Source organism: Sphingobium sp. TomTYG46 (genome assembly GCF_055396345.1).
On sequence record NZ_AP027324.1, the window covers coordinates 230,109 to 246,296 of the forward strand.

At 62.7% G+C, this 16,188-nt stretch carries 19 protein-coding genes; 16 read left to right on the forward strand and 3 right to left on the reverse strand.

Translation table 11 applies throughout. The annotated features are described in order from the left end of the window. The gene (gene ispH, locus ACZ5YV_RS01250) at positions 1-948 is read right to left on the reverse strand and encodes a 4-hydroxy-3-methylbut-2-enyl diphosphate reductase (protein ID WP_464788231.1); all 948 of its coding nucleotides are present in this window, start codon (positions 946-948) and stop codon (positions 1-3) included. 151 nt (positions 949-1,099) lie between these two features. On the opposite strand from ispH, the gene ACZ5YV_RS01255 reads away from it, so the two are divergent. The 10 genes from ACZ5YV_RS01255 (at position 1,100) to tatC (ending at position 8,904) form a co-directional block, all read left to right on the forward strand. Next, positions 1,100-1,708 (forward strand): hypothetical protein, encoded by a 609-nt coding sequence (locus ACZ5YV_RS01255; protein WP_464789119.1) that lies wholly within the window; start codon positions 1,100-1,102, stop codon positions 1,706-1,708. A gap of 121 nt (positions 1,709-1,829) precedes the next feature. Next, positions 1,830-3,557 (forward strand): arginine--tRNA ligase, encoded by a 1,728-nt coding sequence (gene argS, locus ACZ5YV_RS01260; protein ID WP_464788232.1) that lies wholly within the window; start codon positions 1,830-1,832, stop codon positions 3,555-3,557. Between the two features lie 20 nt (positions 3,558-3,577). After that, on the forward strand, positions 3,578-4,288 hold the full coding sequence (locus ACZ5YV_RS01265; protein WP_464788233.1) for an SPOR domain-containing protein: 711 nt from the start codon (positions 3,578-3,580) through the stop codon (positions 4,286-4,288). A gap of 45 nt (positions 4,289-4,333) precedes the next feature. Next, entirely contained in the window at positions 4,334-4,780 is a 447-nt protein-coding gene (locus ACZ5YV_RS01270) for an endonuclease domain-containing protein (RefSeq protein ID WP_464788234.1), read from the forward strand. A gap of 56 nt (positions 4,781-4,836) precedes the next feature. Then, a complete protein-coding gene (gene nagZ, locus ACZ5YV_RS01275) occupies positions 4,837-5,850 on the forward strand; it encodes a beta-N-acetylhexosaminidase (protein WP_464788235.1) in 1,014 nt (337 codons plus the stop codon). A gap of 161 nt (positions 5,851-6,011) precedes the next feature. After that, positions 6,012-6,794, forward strand: coding sequence for a segregation and condensation protein A (locus tag ACZ5YV_RS01280; RefSeq protein ID WP_464788236.1), 783 nt, complete (start codon positions 6,012-6,014; stop codon positions 6,792-6,794). Continuing rightward, positions 6,794-7,384 carry an SMC-Scp complex subunit ScpB gene (gene scpB, locus ACZ5YV_RS01285; RefSeq protein WP_464788237.1) on the forward strand — a complete coding sequence of 197 codons (591 nt, stop codon included), beginning with the start codon at positions 6,794-6,796 and terminating at the stop codon, positions 7,382-7,384. The genes ACZ5YV_RS01280 and scpB overlap by 1 nt, the downstream gene beginning before the upstream one ends. Before the next feature lie 29 nt (positions 7,385-7,413). Then, a complete protein-coding gene (locus tag ACZ5YV_RS01290; RefSeq protein WP_097091035.1) occupies positions 7,414-7,656 on the forward strand; it encodes a twin-arginine translocase TatA/TatE family subunit in 243 nt (80 codons plus the stop codon). Positions 7,657-7,687: 31 nt separating this feature from the next. After that, positions 7,688-8,113, forward strand: a complete 426-nt coding sequence (gene tatB / locus ACZ5YV_RS01295) for a Sec-independent protein translocase protein TatB (protein WP_464788238.1) — start codon at positions 7,688-7,690, stop codon at positions 8,111-8,113. Continuing rightward, positions 8,110-8,904: a twin-arginine translocase subunit TatC gene (gene tatC / locus ACZ5YV_RS01300; protein ID WP_464788239.1), complete on the forward strand. Its 795-nt coding sequence runs from the start codon at positions 8,110-8,112 to the stop codon at positions 8,902-8,904. Before tatB ends, tatC begins: the two co-directional genes overlap by 4 nt. A 50-nt stretch (positions 8,905-8,954) precedes the next feature. On the opposite strand, the gene ACZ5YV_RS01305 is transcribed toward tatC, so the two are convergent. Together ACZ5YV_RS01305 and ACZ5YV_RS01310 are read right to left on the reverse strand one after the other, a co-directional pair. Continuing rightward, on the reverse strand, positions 8,955-9,083 hold the full coding sequence (locus tag ACZ5YV_RS01305; protein ID WP_196225439.1) for an entericidin A/B family lipoprotein: 129 nt from the start codon (positions 9,081-9,083) through the stop codon (positions 8,955-8,957). Between the two features lie 344 nt (positions 9,084-9,427). Next, positions 9,428-10,342, reverse strand: coding sequence for a cell wall hydrolase (locus ACZ5YV_RS01310; RefSeq protein ID WP_464788240.1), 915 nt, complete (start codon positions 10,340-10,342; stop codon positions 9,428-9,430). Positions 10,343-10,527: 185 nt separating this feature from the next. Between ACZ5YV_RS01310 and ACZ5YV_RS01315 the strand changes: the two genes are divergently transcribed. The 6 genes from ACZ5YV_RS01315 (at position 10,528) to ACZ5YV_RS01340 (ending at position 16,188) form a co-directional block, all read left to right on the forward strand. Further along, positions 10,528-11,523, forward strand: coding sequence for a cysteine synthase A (locus tag ACZ5YV_RS01315; RefSeq protein ID WP_464788241.1), 996 nt, complete (start codon positions 10,528-10,530; stop codon positions 11,521-11,523). 40 nt (positions 11,524-11,563) lie between these two features. Next, entirely contained in the window at positions 11,564-11,869 is a 306-nt protein-coding gene (locus ACZ5YV_RS01320) for a hypothetical protein (RefSeq protein WP_449471330.1), read from the forward strand. 497 nt (positions 11,870-12,366) lie between these two features. Then, positions 12,367-12,864 (forward strand): division/cell wall cluster transcriptional repressor MraZ, encoded by a 498-nt coding sequence (locus ACZ5YV_RS01325; RefSeq protein WP_460987560.1) that lies wholly within the window; start codon positions 12,367-12,369, stop codon positions 12,862-12,864. Then, positions 12,861-13,829: a 16S rRNA (cytosine(1402)-N(4))-methyltransferase RsmH gene (rsmH, locus tag ACZ5YV_RS01330; protein WP_464788242.1), complete on the forward strand. Its 969-nt coding sequence runs from the start codon at positions 12,861-12,863 to the stop codon at positions 13,827-13,829. The genes ACZ5YV_RS01325 and rsmH overlap by 4 nt, the downstream gene beginning before the upstream one ends. Then, entirely contained in the window at positions 13,826-14,476 is a 651-nt protein-coding gene (locus ACZ5YV_RS01335) for a colicin transporter (protein ID WP_464788243.1), read from the forward strand. Before rsmH ends, ACZ5YV_RS01335 begins: the two co-directional genes overlap by 4 nt. Further along, positions 14,476-16,188, forward strand: a complete 1,713-nt coding sequence (locus ACZ5YV_RS01340; RefSeq protein ID WP_464788244.1) for a peptidoglycan D,D-transpeptidase FtsI family protein — start codon at positions 14,476-14,478, stop codon at positions 16,186-16,188. Before ACZ5YV_RS01335 ends, ACZ5YV_RS01340 begins: the two co-directional genes overlap by 1 nt.

A 16,188-nucleotide genomic window follows, 5' to 3' on the forward strand; every position in this document is an offset into this window, starting at 1 on the left:
TTACGCCGATCCCAATTCGCGGGGGAGCTTGAACGAGATGGTTTCGCGCGCCGTCTCCACCTGTTCCTCCGTAACGTCGAATCGGGCGGCGATCCGGTCCACGACTTCGCGTACCAATATTTCGGGGGCGGAGGCGCCTGCCGTAAGGCCGAGGGTCGCTACATTCTCCAACCACGCAAAATCGATGTCATCCGCGCGCTGGATGAGCCGGGCTGGCGTGCCCTCGCGCTCGGCCACCTCGACCAGGCGCAGCGAATTGGAACTGTTGGGCGCGCCGATCACATAGACCGCGTCGCAGGCCGCAGCGATCGCCTTCACGGCTGCCTGCCGGTTTGACGTCGCGTAGCAGATGTCCTCACCTTTGGGCGCGTGGATCGACGGGAATCGGCGCTGAAGCGCTTCGACGATCGCGGCCGTGTCGTCCACCGACAGGGTGGTCTGGGTCAGAAAAGCAAGATTGTCGGGATTTTCGGGGATGAAGCTCTCTGCATCCTCGACCGTTTCGATCAAGGTCATGTTGCCCGCATCGACCTGCCCGAAGGTGCCGACGACCTCCGGATGCCCCTTGTGACCGATGAACAGGATATGGCGCCCTGCCTCGACCTGCCGCTCTGCCTGGCGGTGCACCTTGCTGACCAATGGGCAGGTGGCGTCCAGATAGTCGAGCCCGCGCTCCTCCGCCTTGGCCGGGACGGCTTTGGGCACGCCATGGGCGGAAAAGACCACCGGCACGCCGTCGGGCACCTGATCCAGTTCCTCGACGAAGATCGCGCCCTTCGCCTTCAGATTGTCCACGACATATTTGTTATGAACGATCTCATGCCGGACATAGACGGGCGCGCCATATTTCTCGATCGCCTTTTCGACGATGATGATGGCGCGATCGACGCCAGCGCAAAAGCCGCGCGGGGCGGCGATCAATAGCTTCAGGGGAAGACGGGCGGTCATGCCAGCCGCTTAGGCCAATGTCGCGCCGGAAGGAAGGGGTGAGGGGAGGCGCGTTCCTTTCGGTTGCGTGAGCGGCGGGGTGCGGATAAGAAGCCCCAGCCTGTTCCCAAGGGATTGCCTCGTGACCTTTTCTCGACTTGCGCTGACCGGAATGCTTGCCCTTGCCCTTGTGGGCTGCTCGCGCCGGGGAGAAATCGATGCCACGGGTGGCGTCGTCGCCGTCCGATCGGCCTGCCCGACCGCCGCGATCCCTGCCTATACGGGTGACGTGACGCTGTTCAATCCGGCGGGCAGCACTGACGCTCGCGCGATCGATGTGGTGGCGAACATCACCGACCTGCGCGCGACCTGTGCGGAAGGCGCGCAATTCTACAGCGAGGCGACCTTCACGGTGAACGCCCGCCGTAGCGACGCCACCGCCGCGCGGCAGGTGACGCTGCCCTTCTTCTCTGCCGTGGTGCGTGGCGGCAACGCCGTGGTCGCCAAGCGCGTCGGTCAGGTCGTGCTGGACTTCCCCGCTGGTCAGTATCGCGCCAGCGTGAGCGCGAAGGCAGGCTCATATGTCGATAAGGCCGCCGCGACGCTGCCCGCTGACATTCAGGCGAAGATCACGCAGAAGCGCAAGGCGGGCGATGCCGACGCGGCCATCGATCCCTTCGCCCAGCCCGACGTCCGCGCGGCGCTGCAACGGACCAGTTTCGAACTGCTCGTGGGTTTCAACCTAACCCAGGACCAGCTGCGATATAACGCGACACGTTAAGAGCGAACTCAATCTTCCGTTCGCCCTGAGCTTGTCGAAGGGCTCTACTTCTTGCAGGGAAGGATGAGGCTTCGATTTTAGCCCAGCCCGGACGGGTCTTGTGCTTTTCGAGGAAACACCCTTGTCTCTCTACATTCGTTTCACTGCCCATCTGAACGCCGTGCTGGACGCGCTGGAGGCGGACGGCGCGCTGCCCGCTGGCCTCAACCGCAAGCCGGTCACGGTCGAGCCGCCCCGCGACGCCAGTCATGGCGACCTCGCCACCAACGCGGCCATGGTCCTCGCCAAGCCCGCAGGCACCAACCCGCGCGCGCTGGCGGAAAAGATCGTGGCGGGCCTTGAAAAGCTGGAAGAGGTGGAAAGCGCCACCATCGCTGGCCCCGGCTTCATCAACCTGACGCTGACCGACGCCACCTGGCGCGCCGAACTCGCCGCGATCCATGCCGAAGGCGCTGATTACGGCCGGTCGGACACGGGCAAGGGCGTCACCGTCAACGTCGAATATGTCTCCGCCAACCCCACCGGCCCCATGCATATGGGCCATTGCCGGGGCGCGGTAGTCGGCGACGCGCTCGCGACCCTGCTGGAATATGCCGGGCACAAGGTCATCCGCGAATATTATATCAACGACGCAGGCGGCCAGGTCGATGTGCTCGCCCGCTCGGCGCATGTCCGCTATCGCGAGGCGCTGGGCGAAGATGTCGGCGCGATCCCCGAAGGCCTCTATCCCGGCGACTATCTGGTCCCGGTCGGCCAGGCACTCGCCGCCGAATATGGCGACAAGTTCGTAGGCGCACCCGAAAGCGAATGGCTCGTCCCATTCCGCACCAAAGCCGTCGCTGCCATGATGGAGATGATCCGCAGCGACCTCGCCCTGCTCGGCATCCACCACGACATCTTCGCGTCCGAAGCCGAACTGCAAGCCGCCGGAAAGCCCGAAGCCGCCGAGCAATGGCTGCGCGACCATGACCTCGTCTATGATGGCGTGCTCGAAGCGCCCAAGGGCGAAACGCCCGAAGATTGGGAGCCGGTCGAGCTGCCCCTGTTCCGCTCCACCAAATTCGGCGACGATCAGGACCGCCCGATCAAGAAGTCGAATGGCGCCTGGACTTATTTCGGCGCCGACATGGCTTACCATTTCCAGAAGGCACAGACCGCCGACCAGCTGATCGACATCTGGGGCGCCGACCATGCGGGCACGGTGAAGCGCATCCAGGCCGCCGTCGCCGCGCTGACCGAAGGCAAGGCGCGCTTCGACGTAAAGCTCATCCAGATGGTCCGCCTGCTGCGCGAAGGCGAGCCGGTGAAAATGTCCAAGCGCGCGGGCAATTTCGTGACGCTCGCCGATGTAGTGCGCGAAGTGGGCAAGGACGTCGTCCGCTTTACCATGCTGACGCGCAAGGCCGATGCCCAGATGGACTTCGACTTCGCCAAGGTGGTGGAGGCGTCGAAGGACAATCCTGTCTTCTACGTCCAATATGCCCATGCCCGCATTTCCTCGCTCGGCCGCCGCGCCGAAGAGGCACAAATCGCACTTCCTGCGCCCGACCTGTCCCGCCTTGGGACTGAAGAACTTAACCTTGTTAAGTTAGCGGCGCAGTTCCCACGGGTGGTCGAAGGGGCTGCATCGGCCCGTGAGCCACATAGAATAGCTTTTTATCTCAATGATTTGGCTGCTGAATTCCACAGCTGGTGGAATTTGGGGAACGACAATCCGCGCGCCCGCGTCATCCTGACGGACGATCCGGACGTAACTTCTGCGCGCCTTTTCTTAAGCCGCGGAATCGGGCAAATCATCCGTAATGGCCTTGCCCTGATGGGCGTGGCTGCGTTGACGGAAATGCAATAGCCAGGCGGAGGCACGGATAAATGGGCGACTTTGCGAGGGGGCGGCTCGATCTGGACGACGACGAGCGTCTGCCCTGGCTGGAGCCTGGTATCGAGGATGAGGAGGATGAGGGCCTGTCCCCCGTCCGCCTGCTCGGCTTCATCCTGATTGCTCTTGTCCTGCTCGGCGGCGTTGTCGCAGGCGTCTGGTTGCTCAAGAACCGCTCGACCGGCGGCGGCGAAGGCAAGCTGATCGCCGCGCCCGCTGGCGATTATAAGGTCCCCGCGCGCGAGGCTGATGCGAAGAAGTTCGAGGGCGAGGGCGATGCCAGCTTCGCCGCCAGCGAAGGCGTCGTGCGCGACGGCCGCATCGATCCCAGCCGCGTGCCCGAAGCGCCCGTTACCGCCACGGCTCCCGCAAAGACGCGTCAGGCCGTGCCCGGCAAACCATCGCAGAGCGTGACCGCGCGTGTCGCCGACGAAACCAACGTCCGGCCCGCCGCCGCCCAGCCCGTGCACAAGGGCGGGGCCGTGATCCAGCTCGGCGCCTATGGCAGCAAGTCGGGCGCGCGCGACGCCTGGACTCGCCTCTCCAAACGCTTCGCCTATCTCGCCCCGCTCACCATGTCGGTTGAGCCTACGCAGGTCGGCGGCAGCACCCTCTACCGCCTGCGCGCGACGGCGGGGGCACAGGCGAACACTCTCTGCGGCAAGCTCAAGGTGGCTGGTGAGAGTTGCATAGTTGTGAACTAAGCTGCCCCTAACTCCCTCTCCCCTTCAGGGGTCGATGAGAGGCACGTGACTCTCATCGAGGTTGGGGAGAGGGGAGCAACGGTGCGGGATCGAAAATCGCTAGGTTTTGCGAAGCAGCTACGCACTGACCAGACAGCCGCCGAAGCTCGCCTCTGGTATCACCTGCGCGCCAAGCGCTTCTCTGGGGTCAAGTTCCGCCGCCAAACCGTGATCGGGCCATTCATTGCCGATTTCACCTGCCGGACTGCAATGCTGATCATCGAGATTGATGGCGATATGCACGGTTCAACTACTGAGTACGACGCAGATCGCACTGCCTATCTAAGCGAGCAAGGCTGGAGCGTCATCCGCTTCATCAACACAGACGTCATGCACGACCTTGAGGCCGTCTTGTCCACGATAGCGCAGCGCCTTCCCCTCTCCCTAGCCTCAATGAGAGTCACGTGCCTCCCATCGACCCCTGAAGGGGAGAGGGAACATTTCGCTCCTTAACCACACCCCAACAACCCCTTCGACACGACGCTCCTTCGCCGCTACCATCCTGCCTCATGAAACCGGTAATCTACGGCCTCTCCGGCGAGACGCTCACCTCTGACGAACGCGCCTTCTTCGCCGACGCCCAGCCTGCGGGCTATATCCTCTTTCGTCGCAACATAGCCGACCGCGCCCAATTACGAGCGCTGACGGACGACCTGCGCGCGCTTCATGGCCGCGACGACCTGCTGATCATGATCGATCAGGAAGGCGGCCGCGTCGCGCGCATGCAGGCGCCCGTTTGGCCCAGCTTCCCGCCCGGCGCCGTGTTCGATCGCCTCTATGACATCGCCCCGTCGAGCGCGATTGCCGCCGCCCGCGCCAATGCCCATGCGATTGCGGTGACACTGGCCGAAGCGGGCATCACTGTCGATGCGCTCCCCTTGCTCGACGTCCGGCAGGACGGGGCCAGCGACATCATGGGCGACCGCACCTTGGGCGCCGAGCCGATGCGGGTCGCCGCGCTTGGTCGCGCCACTCTCGAAGGATTGGCCAGGGGCGGGGTCGTCGGCATCATCAAACATATGCCGGGCCATGGCCGTGCGATGGTGGACAGCCATCAAGAGCTGCCCATCGTAACCGCGAGCGAGGAAGAACTCGCCATCGACCTCGCGCCCTTCCAGACATTGAAGGACGCAGCCATCGGCATGACCGCCCACGTCATCTATACCAACTGGGACCCGGATCTGCCCGCCAGCCTTTCCGCCTCGGTGATCGAAACGATCATTCGTCAGCGGATCGGCTTTAGCGGTCTTCTCATGTCGGACGACCTCGACATGAAGGCGCTGAACGGCAGCATCCCCGAATTGGCGGCGGGCGTCGTCGCGGCGGGCTGTGACCTCGCGCTCAACTGCTGGGCGCGGATGGACGACATGATCGGCATTGCCAACAGTCTTCCCGATATCAGCACGCAGTCCAAGGCCCGGCTGGACCGCGCCATGATGTCAGCGCAACTCGATCAAGACAGCCCGCCCCTCGAACAGCTTCTCGCCACCCGTGACAGTCTGCTCTCCGTGGTGGCTGCGTGAAGGCGAACGCCGTCCGCCACCTTCAGGCGGAGCCACTTCAATGCTCGCGCAGAGCCCCCAGAATGCGCGGAGAAAGCGCGATGCGGCATCTCTGCGTCTCCGCGCCTCCGCGCGAAAAATCGCTCTTCGTACGGCCTACGCGCCAGAGAGCCGCCTGAACCATGGAAGACCTCTTCATCCCTCCACCCCAGCCGCGCGAAGACATGCTGACCGTCAGCTTCGAAAGCTGGGAAGGGCCGCTCGACCTTCTCCTCGGGCTGGCCCGTTCGCAGAAGGTCGATCTGCGGGAAATCTCCATCCTCGCGCTGGTCGAACAATATCTGGCCCATATCGAGGGTGCGCGGAAGTTGAAGCTGGAGCTGGCGGCCGATTATCTGGTGATGGCGGCGTGGCTCGCCTACCTCAAATCCTCGCTGCTGCTGCCCAAGCAGGCCCAGCCTGATCCCAACCCCGACGAACTGGCGCTGCGCCTGCAATTGCGGCTCCAGCGGTTGCAGGCCATGCGGGAAGCCGGAGCCCGCCTGATGGCGCGCGACCGCGTCGGCCGGGACGTGTTCGTTCGCCCCCGTCCGGAGGGGCTTCGCCTCGTGCGCAAGGCGAAGTGGGCCGCCAGCCTCTACGATCTTCTGCAATGCTATGGGCAGGTGCGCGCGCGGACCCAGCCCGTCGTTCACATGGTCGTCGCCCGGCCGGTGATGACCCTCGACGAAGCGATCCAGCGTGTCGGCGCGCTGGTGGGGTCGGCGATCGACTGGACGGTGCTGGAATCCTTCCTGCCCGATGGTCAGGACGGGCCGATGGCGAAATCCGCGCTCGCCAGCAGCTTTGTCGCGGCGCTGGAACTGGCACGGCAGGGGCGGCTGGAAATCCAGCAGGACGGCATTTTCGAGCCCATTTACCTGCGCGCCGCGCTGCCCGAACAAAGTGGGGGACGTTTGTTGTAATGCAGGAACCGGACGATTTCATGCGCGCGGTGGAGGCCGCTTTGTTCGTTGCCGAACATCCGTTGACCACCGTCGAATTGCGGCAACATGTGGGGGATGCCGGGGACATCGCCGCCGCGCTTGCCGCGCTGTCCGATCATTATGCCGGGCGCGGCATCAATCTGGTGGAACGGGGTGGGCGCTGGCATTTTCAGACGGCGGCGGACCTTGCCCATATCCTGCGGCGGGAAAAGGATGAGACGCGCAAGCTGTCCCGCGCGGCGATGGAGACACTGGCCATCATCGCCTATCACGAACCCGTCAGCCGCGCGGAGGTCGAGGCCATTCGCGGTGTGCAGGTGGCAAAGGGAACGCTGGACGTCCTGATGGAAGCGGGCTGGGTCCGGCCAGCGGGCAGGCGGGAGGTGCCCGGCCGTCCACTGATTTACGCCACCACGCACGAATTTCTGTCACATTTCGGGCTTAGCAGCCGCCGGGATCTGCCGGGCATGGACGATCTGCGCGCTGCCGGATTGCTCGATCCGGTCGATCTTGCGCTGGAGGGCCTCGGCGCTCAATCCGTTCTGGAAAATGATGAGGAAGAAGCCTAGAAAGGGCTTCCATTCAGGAGAAAGTTAAAATGGGTTCCTTTTCGTTGATGCACTGGGTCATCGTTCTCCTGGTGGTCATGCTGCTGTTTGGCGGTGGCCGTATCTCCGGGTTGATGGGCGACGTTGCCAAAGGCATCAAGAGCTTCAAGAAGGGCATGGCCGACGATGACGACGACATCGCGCCCGCCAAGCCTGCTACGCGGATCGAAGGACATCGTGTTCCTGAACAGGACGCACCGACCGCTACGACCGAAGAAAAGACCAAGGCCTGATTTCCATTTCACGCCCAAGCGGTAGGCGCGCATGTTCGATATCGGCTCGTCCGAACTTCTACTGATCGTGATCATCGCGGTTATCGTGATCGGTCCAAAGGATTTGCCGCGCGCCTTGTACAAGGTCGGGCAGATCGTCGGCAAGGCGCGGGGAATGGCGCGCCATTTTCGCACCGGCATCGATGCCATGGTGCGGGAAGTCGAGATGGAAGAACTGGAAAAGAAGTGGGCCGATCAGAACCGGCGGATCATGCAGGAACATCCTGCCGACGCTTCCGCCACTCCCGCGATGGAGCCATTGCCGGGGTCTTCTAGCGATCCCGCGCCCGCCGCCACCACGCTTCCGCCGCCCTTCGTGGCCCAATCGGCGCCTGTCGCTCCGGCCCCTGCCGCCGAGGGTCCACCCTATATCGCGGCGCAGTCCGCTCCGGCCGGTAAGGGCGACGCGCAGGCATGAAGGACATCGATGATTCCAAGGCGCCGCTGCTCGACCATCTGATCGAACTACGCGGGCGCCTTCTGAAATGCGTATGGGCGTTGTTCATCACCGGCGCGGTCTGCTTCTATTTTTCGGATAAGCTGTTCGCCTTTCTGGTGCATCCTTTGAAGGAAGCCTTTGGCGACGCGGGTGGGCGGCTGGTCTATACCAAGTTGTACGAGGCCTTTTTCGTGCAGGTGAAGGTGGCGATCTTCGGCGCTTTCTGTATCTCCTTCCCGATCATCGCGAACCAGCTCTGGGCCTTCATCGCTCCGGGCCTTTATGCCAAGGAAAAGAAGGCGTTACTGCCATTTCTGGTGATGACCCCGGTGCTGTTCCTGATGGGCGCCAGTCTCGCTTATTATATCGTGATGCCGACCGCGTTCCATTTTTTCCTGGAATTTCAAGGAAATAGCAGCGGCCTTAAGGTGGAAGCGCTCCCCAGCGCCGATGCCTACCTCACATTAGTTATGCAGTTCATCCTTGCATTCGGCATCAGCTTCCTGATGCCCGTCCTGCTGATGCTGCTCAATCGCGCCGGTTTCGTCACTCGCGCCCAACTGATTGGCCTGCGCCGCTACATGATCGTCGGCGCCTTCATTCTCGCCGCCGTGCTGACGCCGCCCGATGTCGTGTCGCAGCTGATGCTCGCCATTCCCCTGCTGCTGCTTTACGAAATCACGATCGTCGCGATCTGGTTCACCGATCGCAAACAGGCCCGCGAAGCCGCCGCCGCAGCCACGGATGGAGCCGACACCTCGACCAGCTAAAAAAAGGCCCGCCAGTGGCGGGCCGCAAGGGTGGGAGCCTGTTACGCTGCTTACTTCGCCGCGTCTTCCACAGCCGCGCCAGCGCTCTGCACGTCTTTGCCAGCGCCTTCGACGGTGTTGCACGCAGCCACCATCAGCGAACCGGTCAGTAGCAGAGCGGCAAGGATCTTCTTGGTCATGGTCGTCTCCTAGGAAAAACTCGAGCCGGACAGCCTCGCTATCCAGCGGCTGAGGAGGAGAACCCACGGCTGCGAAATACGTTCCGCATCCGGAAATATCTGGTTTCAAACGGAAAAAGACCCCAAAAAATCTGAGCCCGGAACGCGTCGGGGGGGGGAGATGCGTTCCGGGCTCATGTTTTTTTGGATAGCAAGAGCGGGGGGCAAAAGATTTGCTATCCGGTATGCAGAACCCCCCATCACAAGATTTGGTTCCGCTGTTTTTCCATTCAGCTCTATTTTTTATTTTCTAGCAAAATCAGCTATTTGGAGAATGCATGGGAAAATATCTCACGCAGGCTCCTTCAGATGAGCGGCCGTCCGCTGTTTCTATATTCGGGCCGGATGGTGGACGGCGGCAGCGTGTCCTGAGGTGCTGGGGGCGGAAAAATGATAGGCTCTGTCACATCGGCACCGACGGGTTCGGCGTGGCGCTCAGCGATGCGTGGACTGGTCGGCCAAGCGCGCATAGATGGGCCTGACTGCCATTCCCGGCCGGGATAGGGAATGCGAAACGCCGCCTCCGTACCGTGAAACCCGGGCATCTGATAGAAGATGTGCGCGCCGATCACGGCGACGGCGCGCTTCGACGCAGCCCAGCCTGGGTGGACTGCCAGCGTGTGGTAGAAGGTCGCGAGCCCCACCGGGGCATAGACACGGCCCGCAAGCGCCTGCTCCGCTATGCGGCGGGCGCGCGTCCAGCTTTGCACATGGTTGGCCCGGCCCATGGACCCGTCGCAACTGAAGGTGAATTGACACAGGGAGTCGGTGCGTTCGGACCCCTGATAGACGACGCCGCAGACGCTATGTGGCCAGAGCGGATTGCGAACGCGGTTGAGAACAACCTGAGCGACGGCGCGCTGGCCTTCTTCGGGTTCGTTGGCAGCCTCATAATAGATGGCGGAGGTAAGGCAGTTTATCGCCCGGTAGCTGTCCAGCGGTGTTTGCCCGCGAAAGGCGGCGGCGGGAGCCGCATCCACCGTGTCGAGCTTCAGGACATGGGGGCTGTCGCCGGGTGCAGCGGGCAGATCCTGAAAGACGCCGTCGACGAAGAAGTAGGCGGAACCGGGGAAATTTTCGCCCGTCCTTTCCGCGACAGCATCGCGCGCCGCCGCGTCGGCAAGCATATCGAGCGGAGCGGCCGTGATCAGGCGCGGCAAGGCAAGCGCGATCAGCGCCAGGGCGGCCAATGCTATATGCCATAATCGCGCGCGCGCCATGTCTGAAGCCGTCTGCTTTCACAAATTCATCGCGGCGGTGTGCCGCGCAACCTGTCCTTAGCGCAAAAGCCTTGCCACTTTCTTCCCGGCCGATGCGATCATTGCGCAGCCGTGAAAACGGCTCTTTGGGTGGATGAGCATTCCCTTGCTTGGCAAGCGTGCATCCGCTCCGCTATGCGGGGAACATGCTGGTTCAGAATGATAGCCTCGCCCTGATTGGCAACACGCCGCTGGTACGCCTTACCGGTCCATCGGAAGAGACGGGGTGCGATATTTTCGCCAAGTGCGAATTCGCCAACCCTGGCGCGTCGGTAAAGGATCGCGCGGCACTCTTTATCGTCAATGATGCGGAGGAAAAGGGGCTGTTGCAGCCGGGCGGCACCATTGTCGAAGGGACAGCGGGTAATACCGGCATCGGGCTTGCGCTGGTCGCCAATGCGAAGGGCTACAAAACAATCATCGTCATGCCCGAGACCCAGAGCCGGGAGAAGATGGACACGCTGCGTGCACTGGGCGCGGAGTTGGTGACCGTGCCTGCCGCAGCCTATTCCAACCCCGGTCATTTCGTCCACACATCGCGCCGGATCGCCGAAGAGACGGAGAATGCGGTCTGGGCCAATCAGTTCGACAATATTGCGAATCGCAAGGCGCATATCGTCGGTACGGCCGAGGAAATCTGGCAGCAACTGGAGGGACAGATCGACGGCTTCACCTGCGCGGCGGGCACTGGTGGCACGATCGCGGGTGTTGGCCTCGGCCTCAAGGCGCATGACGAGAATATCACCATCGCGCTGACCGATCCCCATGGCGCGGCGCTCTATAATTATTATGCACATGGCGAGCTGAAAGCTGAAGGGTCGTCTGTTGCGGAAGGGATTGGACAAGGCCGTATCACCGCCAATCTGGAAGGTGCGCCGATCGACACGCAGTTCCGCATTTCCGATGAGGAAGGGCTGCACTGGGTCCAGCGTCTGTTGGCGGAGGAAGGGCTTTGCCTTGGCCTGTCCTCGGGGATCAACGTCGCAGGCGCGGTGGCGCTGGCGAGGGAGCTGGGGCCGGGCAAGCGGATCGTGACCATCCTGTGCGACACGGGCTTCCGTTACCTCTCGACCCTCTACAATCGTGAGTGGCTGGAAGCGAAGGGCTTGACGGTCTTCCCTTGGCTCGCACACAATCGCTGATCGCCGACAAGGGTCGCGGCGACAAGATAAAGAGCGCTTAATGGCTGAACATCCCCGCCGACAGGAAGGGTTGCAGCGTGTCCAGATCGGCCTGACGGGGCTGGCGGGCGTGGTGCTCCTCGTGGGTCTGGCGAATATCGTGATCGACAAGGCGCGGATCGATGATCCGGCGGTGCCCCCGCCGACCGTGCCGACCCTGGACGTCAATGCAGTCGCGCCCAAGGAGCCTTTGGCGGAACTGGGCGTGCAGCCCGCGCCGGAACAGCAGCCGATCGTCCCGGATCTTCAGCCGGATCCCAATCTAAGCAAGCCGATGGATCGCGATCCACAGCCATCCGGCCGCTGAAATCCCGAACCGAGCCGCGCATTGCATGAAGGCGGCTCTACGCACATTCGTGATGCTTTGGCTGGGACCGATGCTGGTTCTGGCCGTTGGACTGCCGTCATGTTGCGGACGAGCCGCTTGATGCGCGAAGATGGATGTGGCCAGCGTCGAATCTTATTCCCTTCGCTCTTTCAGTCAGCGCCGGTCGCTTCTGCCATCAGGTAGGGATTCTCTGGGCGATGTCGGGATGTGTCGCTTTGCAGCGGCATGCGGCGTCGGCTGAGCTGCGTAAGTCCGGTTCAAAACGCCGTCTGGTGGTCTGAATATGACTTAGAACCAGAACAAAACGGGATTTCCCAAAATCTCCCGACTTTTCCCTTTTCTTGTGCCTCGGCCCTTGGTATCTAAAACGCATAGGGGTTTGTCAGGCTTTGCTAGTCCTGCGCACCGGGCCGCAATGACGCGGGTTGGTGAGCGGCTGCCTGCGCCCTTGCGAACAGAGGGGCAGCAGTCCGCACGTGCCGGAAATCATTCTCTTTACAGGCAACGCGTTCAGCGTAGCGGACGGCAAGGGCCGTTTCGTGCTGCCTCTGGAGATGCGTCGGCAGGTCAAGCTGTCCAGCGCTGGCGAAACGCGGCTTTATCTCTCCGTCCATGGCGACAACCCCTGCGCCACGGGCTTTGGAGAATCGCATCGCCGTTTCCTGTTCACCGAAGTCGAGGAGCTGGCTCGCGAAGCACGGGCGCATGGCCGCGACTATAATGCCGACCTGGAGCTGGAACGCCGACTCGGTACGATCGAGGAGGTGAATTTCGATGATGGCGGCCGTTTCGCCATGCATCCGGACATCAAGGATGAATATGGCATCACCGATGCTGTCTTCTTCTATGGCGTGGGCCGTTACATCCAGATCTGGAAGCCGGAAACCCTGGTCGATAGCAAGGATCGGCCGGAATTGATCCGCAACAAGGTGCGCCGCTGGCTGGACCAGCGGACGGCGGGGGACGGTAAGTGACCTCTCCTGCCGATCTGGATCGTCACATCCCGGTTCTGCTCAATGAAGTGCTCCATGCCCTCGCCATCAACCCCGGCGAGATTCATGTTGATGGCACGTTCGGCGCAGGCGGTTATTCCAGTGCGATGGCGGCGCAGGGCGCGAAGGTTTTTGCCTTCGACCGCGATCCCGATGCCATCCGGGAAGGCGAGGCACTGGCGACGGAGAAGGGCATCACCCTGATCGCCGGTGAGTTTTCCCGGATGGAACAATTGCTGGCGGATCGCGGCATCACCTCGGTAGCGGGCGTGACGCTCGACATCGGCGTGTCTTCGATGCAGCTCGATCGCCCGGAGCGCGGCTTTTCCTTTCAGGCGGACGGCCCTCTCACCATGACGATGAGCCAGAACGGGATGAGCGCCGCCGATTTCCTGAACAATGCCCCTGAGCAGGAGATCGCCGACGTCCTCTATCGTTATGGTGAGGAGCCTCGCTCGCGCCGGGTGGCTCGTGCGATCGTAGAGGCTCGCCCGTTGGAGCGCACCGGTCAACTCGCCAGCGTCGTTCGCCGGGCGCTGGGCCACAAGCCACACGACAAGAAGGACCCGGCAACCCGCACCTTCCAGGCGATCCGCATCCATGTGAATCGCGAGCTGGAAGAATTGGAGCGTGGGCTGGAAGCGGCGGAAGCGATGCTGGAAGAAGGTGGTCGATTGGCCGTGGTGACTTTCCACAGCCTGGAAGACCGTATCGTCAAGCAGTTCTTGCGTCAGCGCAGCGGTGGTGAAGGCGCGGGATCGCGCCACCTGCCGGAACGCAAGGCCGCCGCCGAGCCCACCTTTCACAAACCGGCCAAAGCTATTCGCCCCGGCGAGGCTGAGCTGGCCCGCAACCCGCGCGCGCGCTCCGCGACCCTGCGCAGCGCCGTTCGTACATCAGCCGCCATTCCTTCCCGGTCCAGTTCTTCCAGGAGCGCGCGCCCATGATCGCGGTGAAGAGGTTGCAGAGCCTGATCTGGATCCTGCTCGTAGCGCTCGGTGCGCTTGGTGCTTATCTGGTATCGCTGAAGGTCGCGACCGAGCGGAATGAACTGATGAAGGTGCAGACGCAGATTGTGCGCGCGCGGGCGGACATTCGTTATCTGGAAACTGAATTCAGCGCGCGGGCTAGCATGCGGCAGCTGGAGCGGTGGAATCAGGATGATTTCATGTACGCGACGCCGACCGCGCAGCAATATCTGGGCGGTGAGCGGGCGCTGGCGAACCTGGATGGCATCCAGCCCAACGGCCCCGACTATGTCGCGCCGCCTGTGATGGTGGCGATGGTCGAAAGCCCTGCCGACCTGCCATCTGCGCCGCAGGCCGCCCCGGCGAGTCCCGCCGCCACCCAAATCCGCAGCGATATCGCCGTGATCCGTGAAGCGCATGCGGCTGACAATGTCGAAAAGATTGTCAAACCCGCCGCCAAGACCGCTGCCGAAAAGGCGAAGGACGATGCGGACGTGTCGAAGCCTAATCCGATGGCTCGCCACGCCGAACGGATGGCGATGCTGGATGCCAAGCTGCTTGACGACAGCACCATCGGTGACATCAGCGCCAAGGCGGCGCGCGAACGCAAGAAAGGCGCGCGCTGATGGCAACGATCATCGTTCAGCCGGGCGGCGCCAGGGCAGGCAAGCAGCGGGTTGACCTGACGGCGGTTGCGCATAACCGGCTGATGTTGCTGCTGATCCTGTTCATGGCAATCACGGCAGTGGTGATTCTACGGCTCACCTGGGTGGGCATCTTCGCGCATAGCGCGGGCGGGAATGGGGACGTTTCGGGCCTGCTTCCAGCGCGCGCTGACATCGTGGATCGCAATGGCGTGCCCCTTGCCCGGACGATGGATGCCTATTCGATCGCCGTGCGCCCGTCGAAGCTGATCGGTGAGCCTGCCGAGCTTGCGCGCAAGCTGCACGAAATTTTCACTGACGAGCCCGAAGCGGCTTTCTACAAGAAGCTGACCGGCAAGGGCTGGGCCTATCTTCGTCGCCGCGCGCTGCCGGAAGAAGTTGCGGCGGTGAATGCGCTGGGCGAGATCGGCATCGAATTTCCCCGTGAGAAGGAACGCCTGTATCCGCAGCGCAGTCTGGCGGCGCATGTGCTCGGCTTTGCGCCCAATGCCGACGGGCAGGGCGGTATGGGGGTCGAGGCGGCGTTCAATGACCGGCTGACCGATCCGGCGCTGCGCGGGCAGCCTTTTGCCATTTCGATCGACAGCCGGGTGCAGGGCGCGCTGGAGAGCGAGCTTTACGCGCAGATGGTGGCGCAAAATGCCAAGGGTGCAGGCGGCATCATCATGGACGCGAACACCGGCGAAGTGATTGCGATGGCGTCGATTCCCGTGTTCGATCCCAACAAGCTTCAGAATTACGCGGGCAAGAAATGCAGCGAATCGCCGCTCTGCAACCATATGGTTCAGGCGCGCTACGAACTGGGTTCGACCTTCAAGCCATTGTCGATCGGCGAGGCGATGGATCGTGGCGTCGTCACTTCGATGGCGAAGCGCTACGACGCGACCGCCCCGCTTGCCGTGGCCGGATTCAAGATCAAGGACGACCACGCGCTCGGCCGTTGGATCAATGTGCCGGAAATATTGGTGCACAGCTCCAACATCGGAACGGCACGTATCGCCGATGAAATGGGCGCGGCGCCGATGCAGCAGCTGTTCCGCAACCTTCAGTTCGATCAGCGGGCACCCATTGAGCTGAAGGAACGGGCCAAGAGCATCTGGCCTTATAATTGGGGCCGCATCACCACGATGACCGTGTCATACGGCCATGGCATCGCGGTGACGCCGCTGCACCTTGCCGCCGCCTACGCGGCATTGGTGAACGGGGGCATCTGGCGGCCTGCCACCTTGCGCAAGCTGCACGCGAATGAAGTGCCCGAAGGCCATCGCGTCTTTTCCGCCGCCACCAGCGCGCGGATGCGGCAGCTGTTGCGGATGATTGTCGCGGCGGGTACAGGTCGCAGCGCCGACGCCAAGGGATTCCGGGTGGGCGGCAAGACGGGTTCCGCCGAGAAGCCTGAAGAAGGCCGGTACAATAAGAGTTCACTGGTGACGACTTTCGCGTCCGCATTTCCGATGGATAATCCCCGCTACGTCGTGCTGACGATGATGGACGAGCCCAAGGGCAACGCGCAGACTTTCGGCCTGCGCACGGCTGCCTGGACGGCCGCGCCGGTGGTCAAGCGCGTGATCGAACGCACCGCGCCGATGCTGGGTGTGCTGCCCGACGAACGGCGGGACGTCGATATTTCCGACCTCATGCCTCTGCTTGGCCAAGACAAGGACAAGGATTGA

What these genes read in the sequence shown, in the direction of transcription:
- ispH (WP_464788231.1), bottom strand. Translation starts at nt 948, where the DNA reads ATGACCGCCCGTCTTCCCCTGAAGCTATTGATCGCCGCCCCGCGCGGC.
- ACZ5YV_RS01255 (WP_464789119.1), top strand. Translation starts at nt 1,100, where the DNA reads ATGCTTGCCCTTGCCCTTGTGGGCTGCTCGCGCCGGGGAGAAATCGAT.
- ACZ5YV_RS01265 (WP_464788233.1), top strand. Translation starts at nt 3,578, where the DNA reads ATGGGCGACTTTGCGAGGGGGCGGCTCGATCTGGACGACGACGAGCGT.
- nagZ (WP_464788235.1), top strand. Translation starts at nt 4,837, where the DNA reads ATGAAACCGGTAATCTACGGCCTCTCCGGCGAGACGCTCACCTCTGAC.
- ACZ5YV_RS01280 (WP_464788236.1), top strand. Translation starts at nt 6,012, where the DNA reads ATGGAAGACCTCTTCATCCCTCCACCCCAGCCGCGCGAAGACATGCTG.
- scpB (WP_464788237.1), top strand. Translation starts at nt 6,794, where the DNA reads ATGCAGGAACCGGACGATTTCATGCGCGCGGTGGAGGCCGCTTTGTTC.
- ACZ5YV_RS01290 (WP_097091035.1), top strand. Translation starts at nt 7,414, where the DNA reads ATGGGTTCCTTTTCGTTGATGCACTGGGTCATCGTTCTCCTGGTGGTC.
- tatB (WP_464788238.1), top strand. Translation starts at nt 7,688, where the DNA reads ATGTTCGATATCGGCTCGTCCGAACTTCTACTGATCGTGATCATCGCG.
- tatC (WP_464788239.1), top strand. Translation starts at nt 8,110, where the DNA reads ATGAAGGACATCGATGATTCCAAGGCGCCGCTGCTCGACCATCTGATC.
- ACZ5YV_RS01305 (WP_196225439.1), bottom strand. Translation starts at nt 9,083, where the DNA reads ATGACCAAGAAGATCCTTGCCGCTCTGCTACTGACCGGTTCGCTGATG.
- ACZ5YV_RS01310 (WP_464788240.1), bottom strand. Translation starts at nt 10,342, where the DNA reads ATGGCGCGCGCGCGATTATGGCATATAGCATTGGCCGCCCTGGCGCTG.
- ACZ5YV_RS01315 (WP_464788241.1), top strand. Translation starts at nt 10,528, where the DNA reads ATGCTGGTTCAGAATGATAGCCTCGCCCTGATTGGCAACACGCCGCTG.
- ACZ5YV_RS01320 (WP_449471330.1), top strand. Translation starts at nt 11,564, where the DNA reads ATGGCTGAACATCCCCGCCGACAGGAAGGGTTGCAGCGTGTCCAGATC.
- ACZ5YV_RS01335 (WP_464788243.1), top strand. Translation starts at nt 13,826, where the DNA reads ATGATCGCGGTGAAGAGGTTGCAGAGCCTGATCTGGATCCTGCTCGTA.
- ACZ5YV_RS01340 (WP_464788244.1), top strand. Translation starts at nt 14,476, where the DNA reads ATGGCAACGATCATCGTTCAGCCGGGCGGCGCCAGGGCAGGCAAGCAG.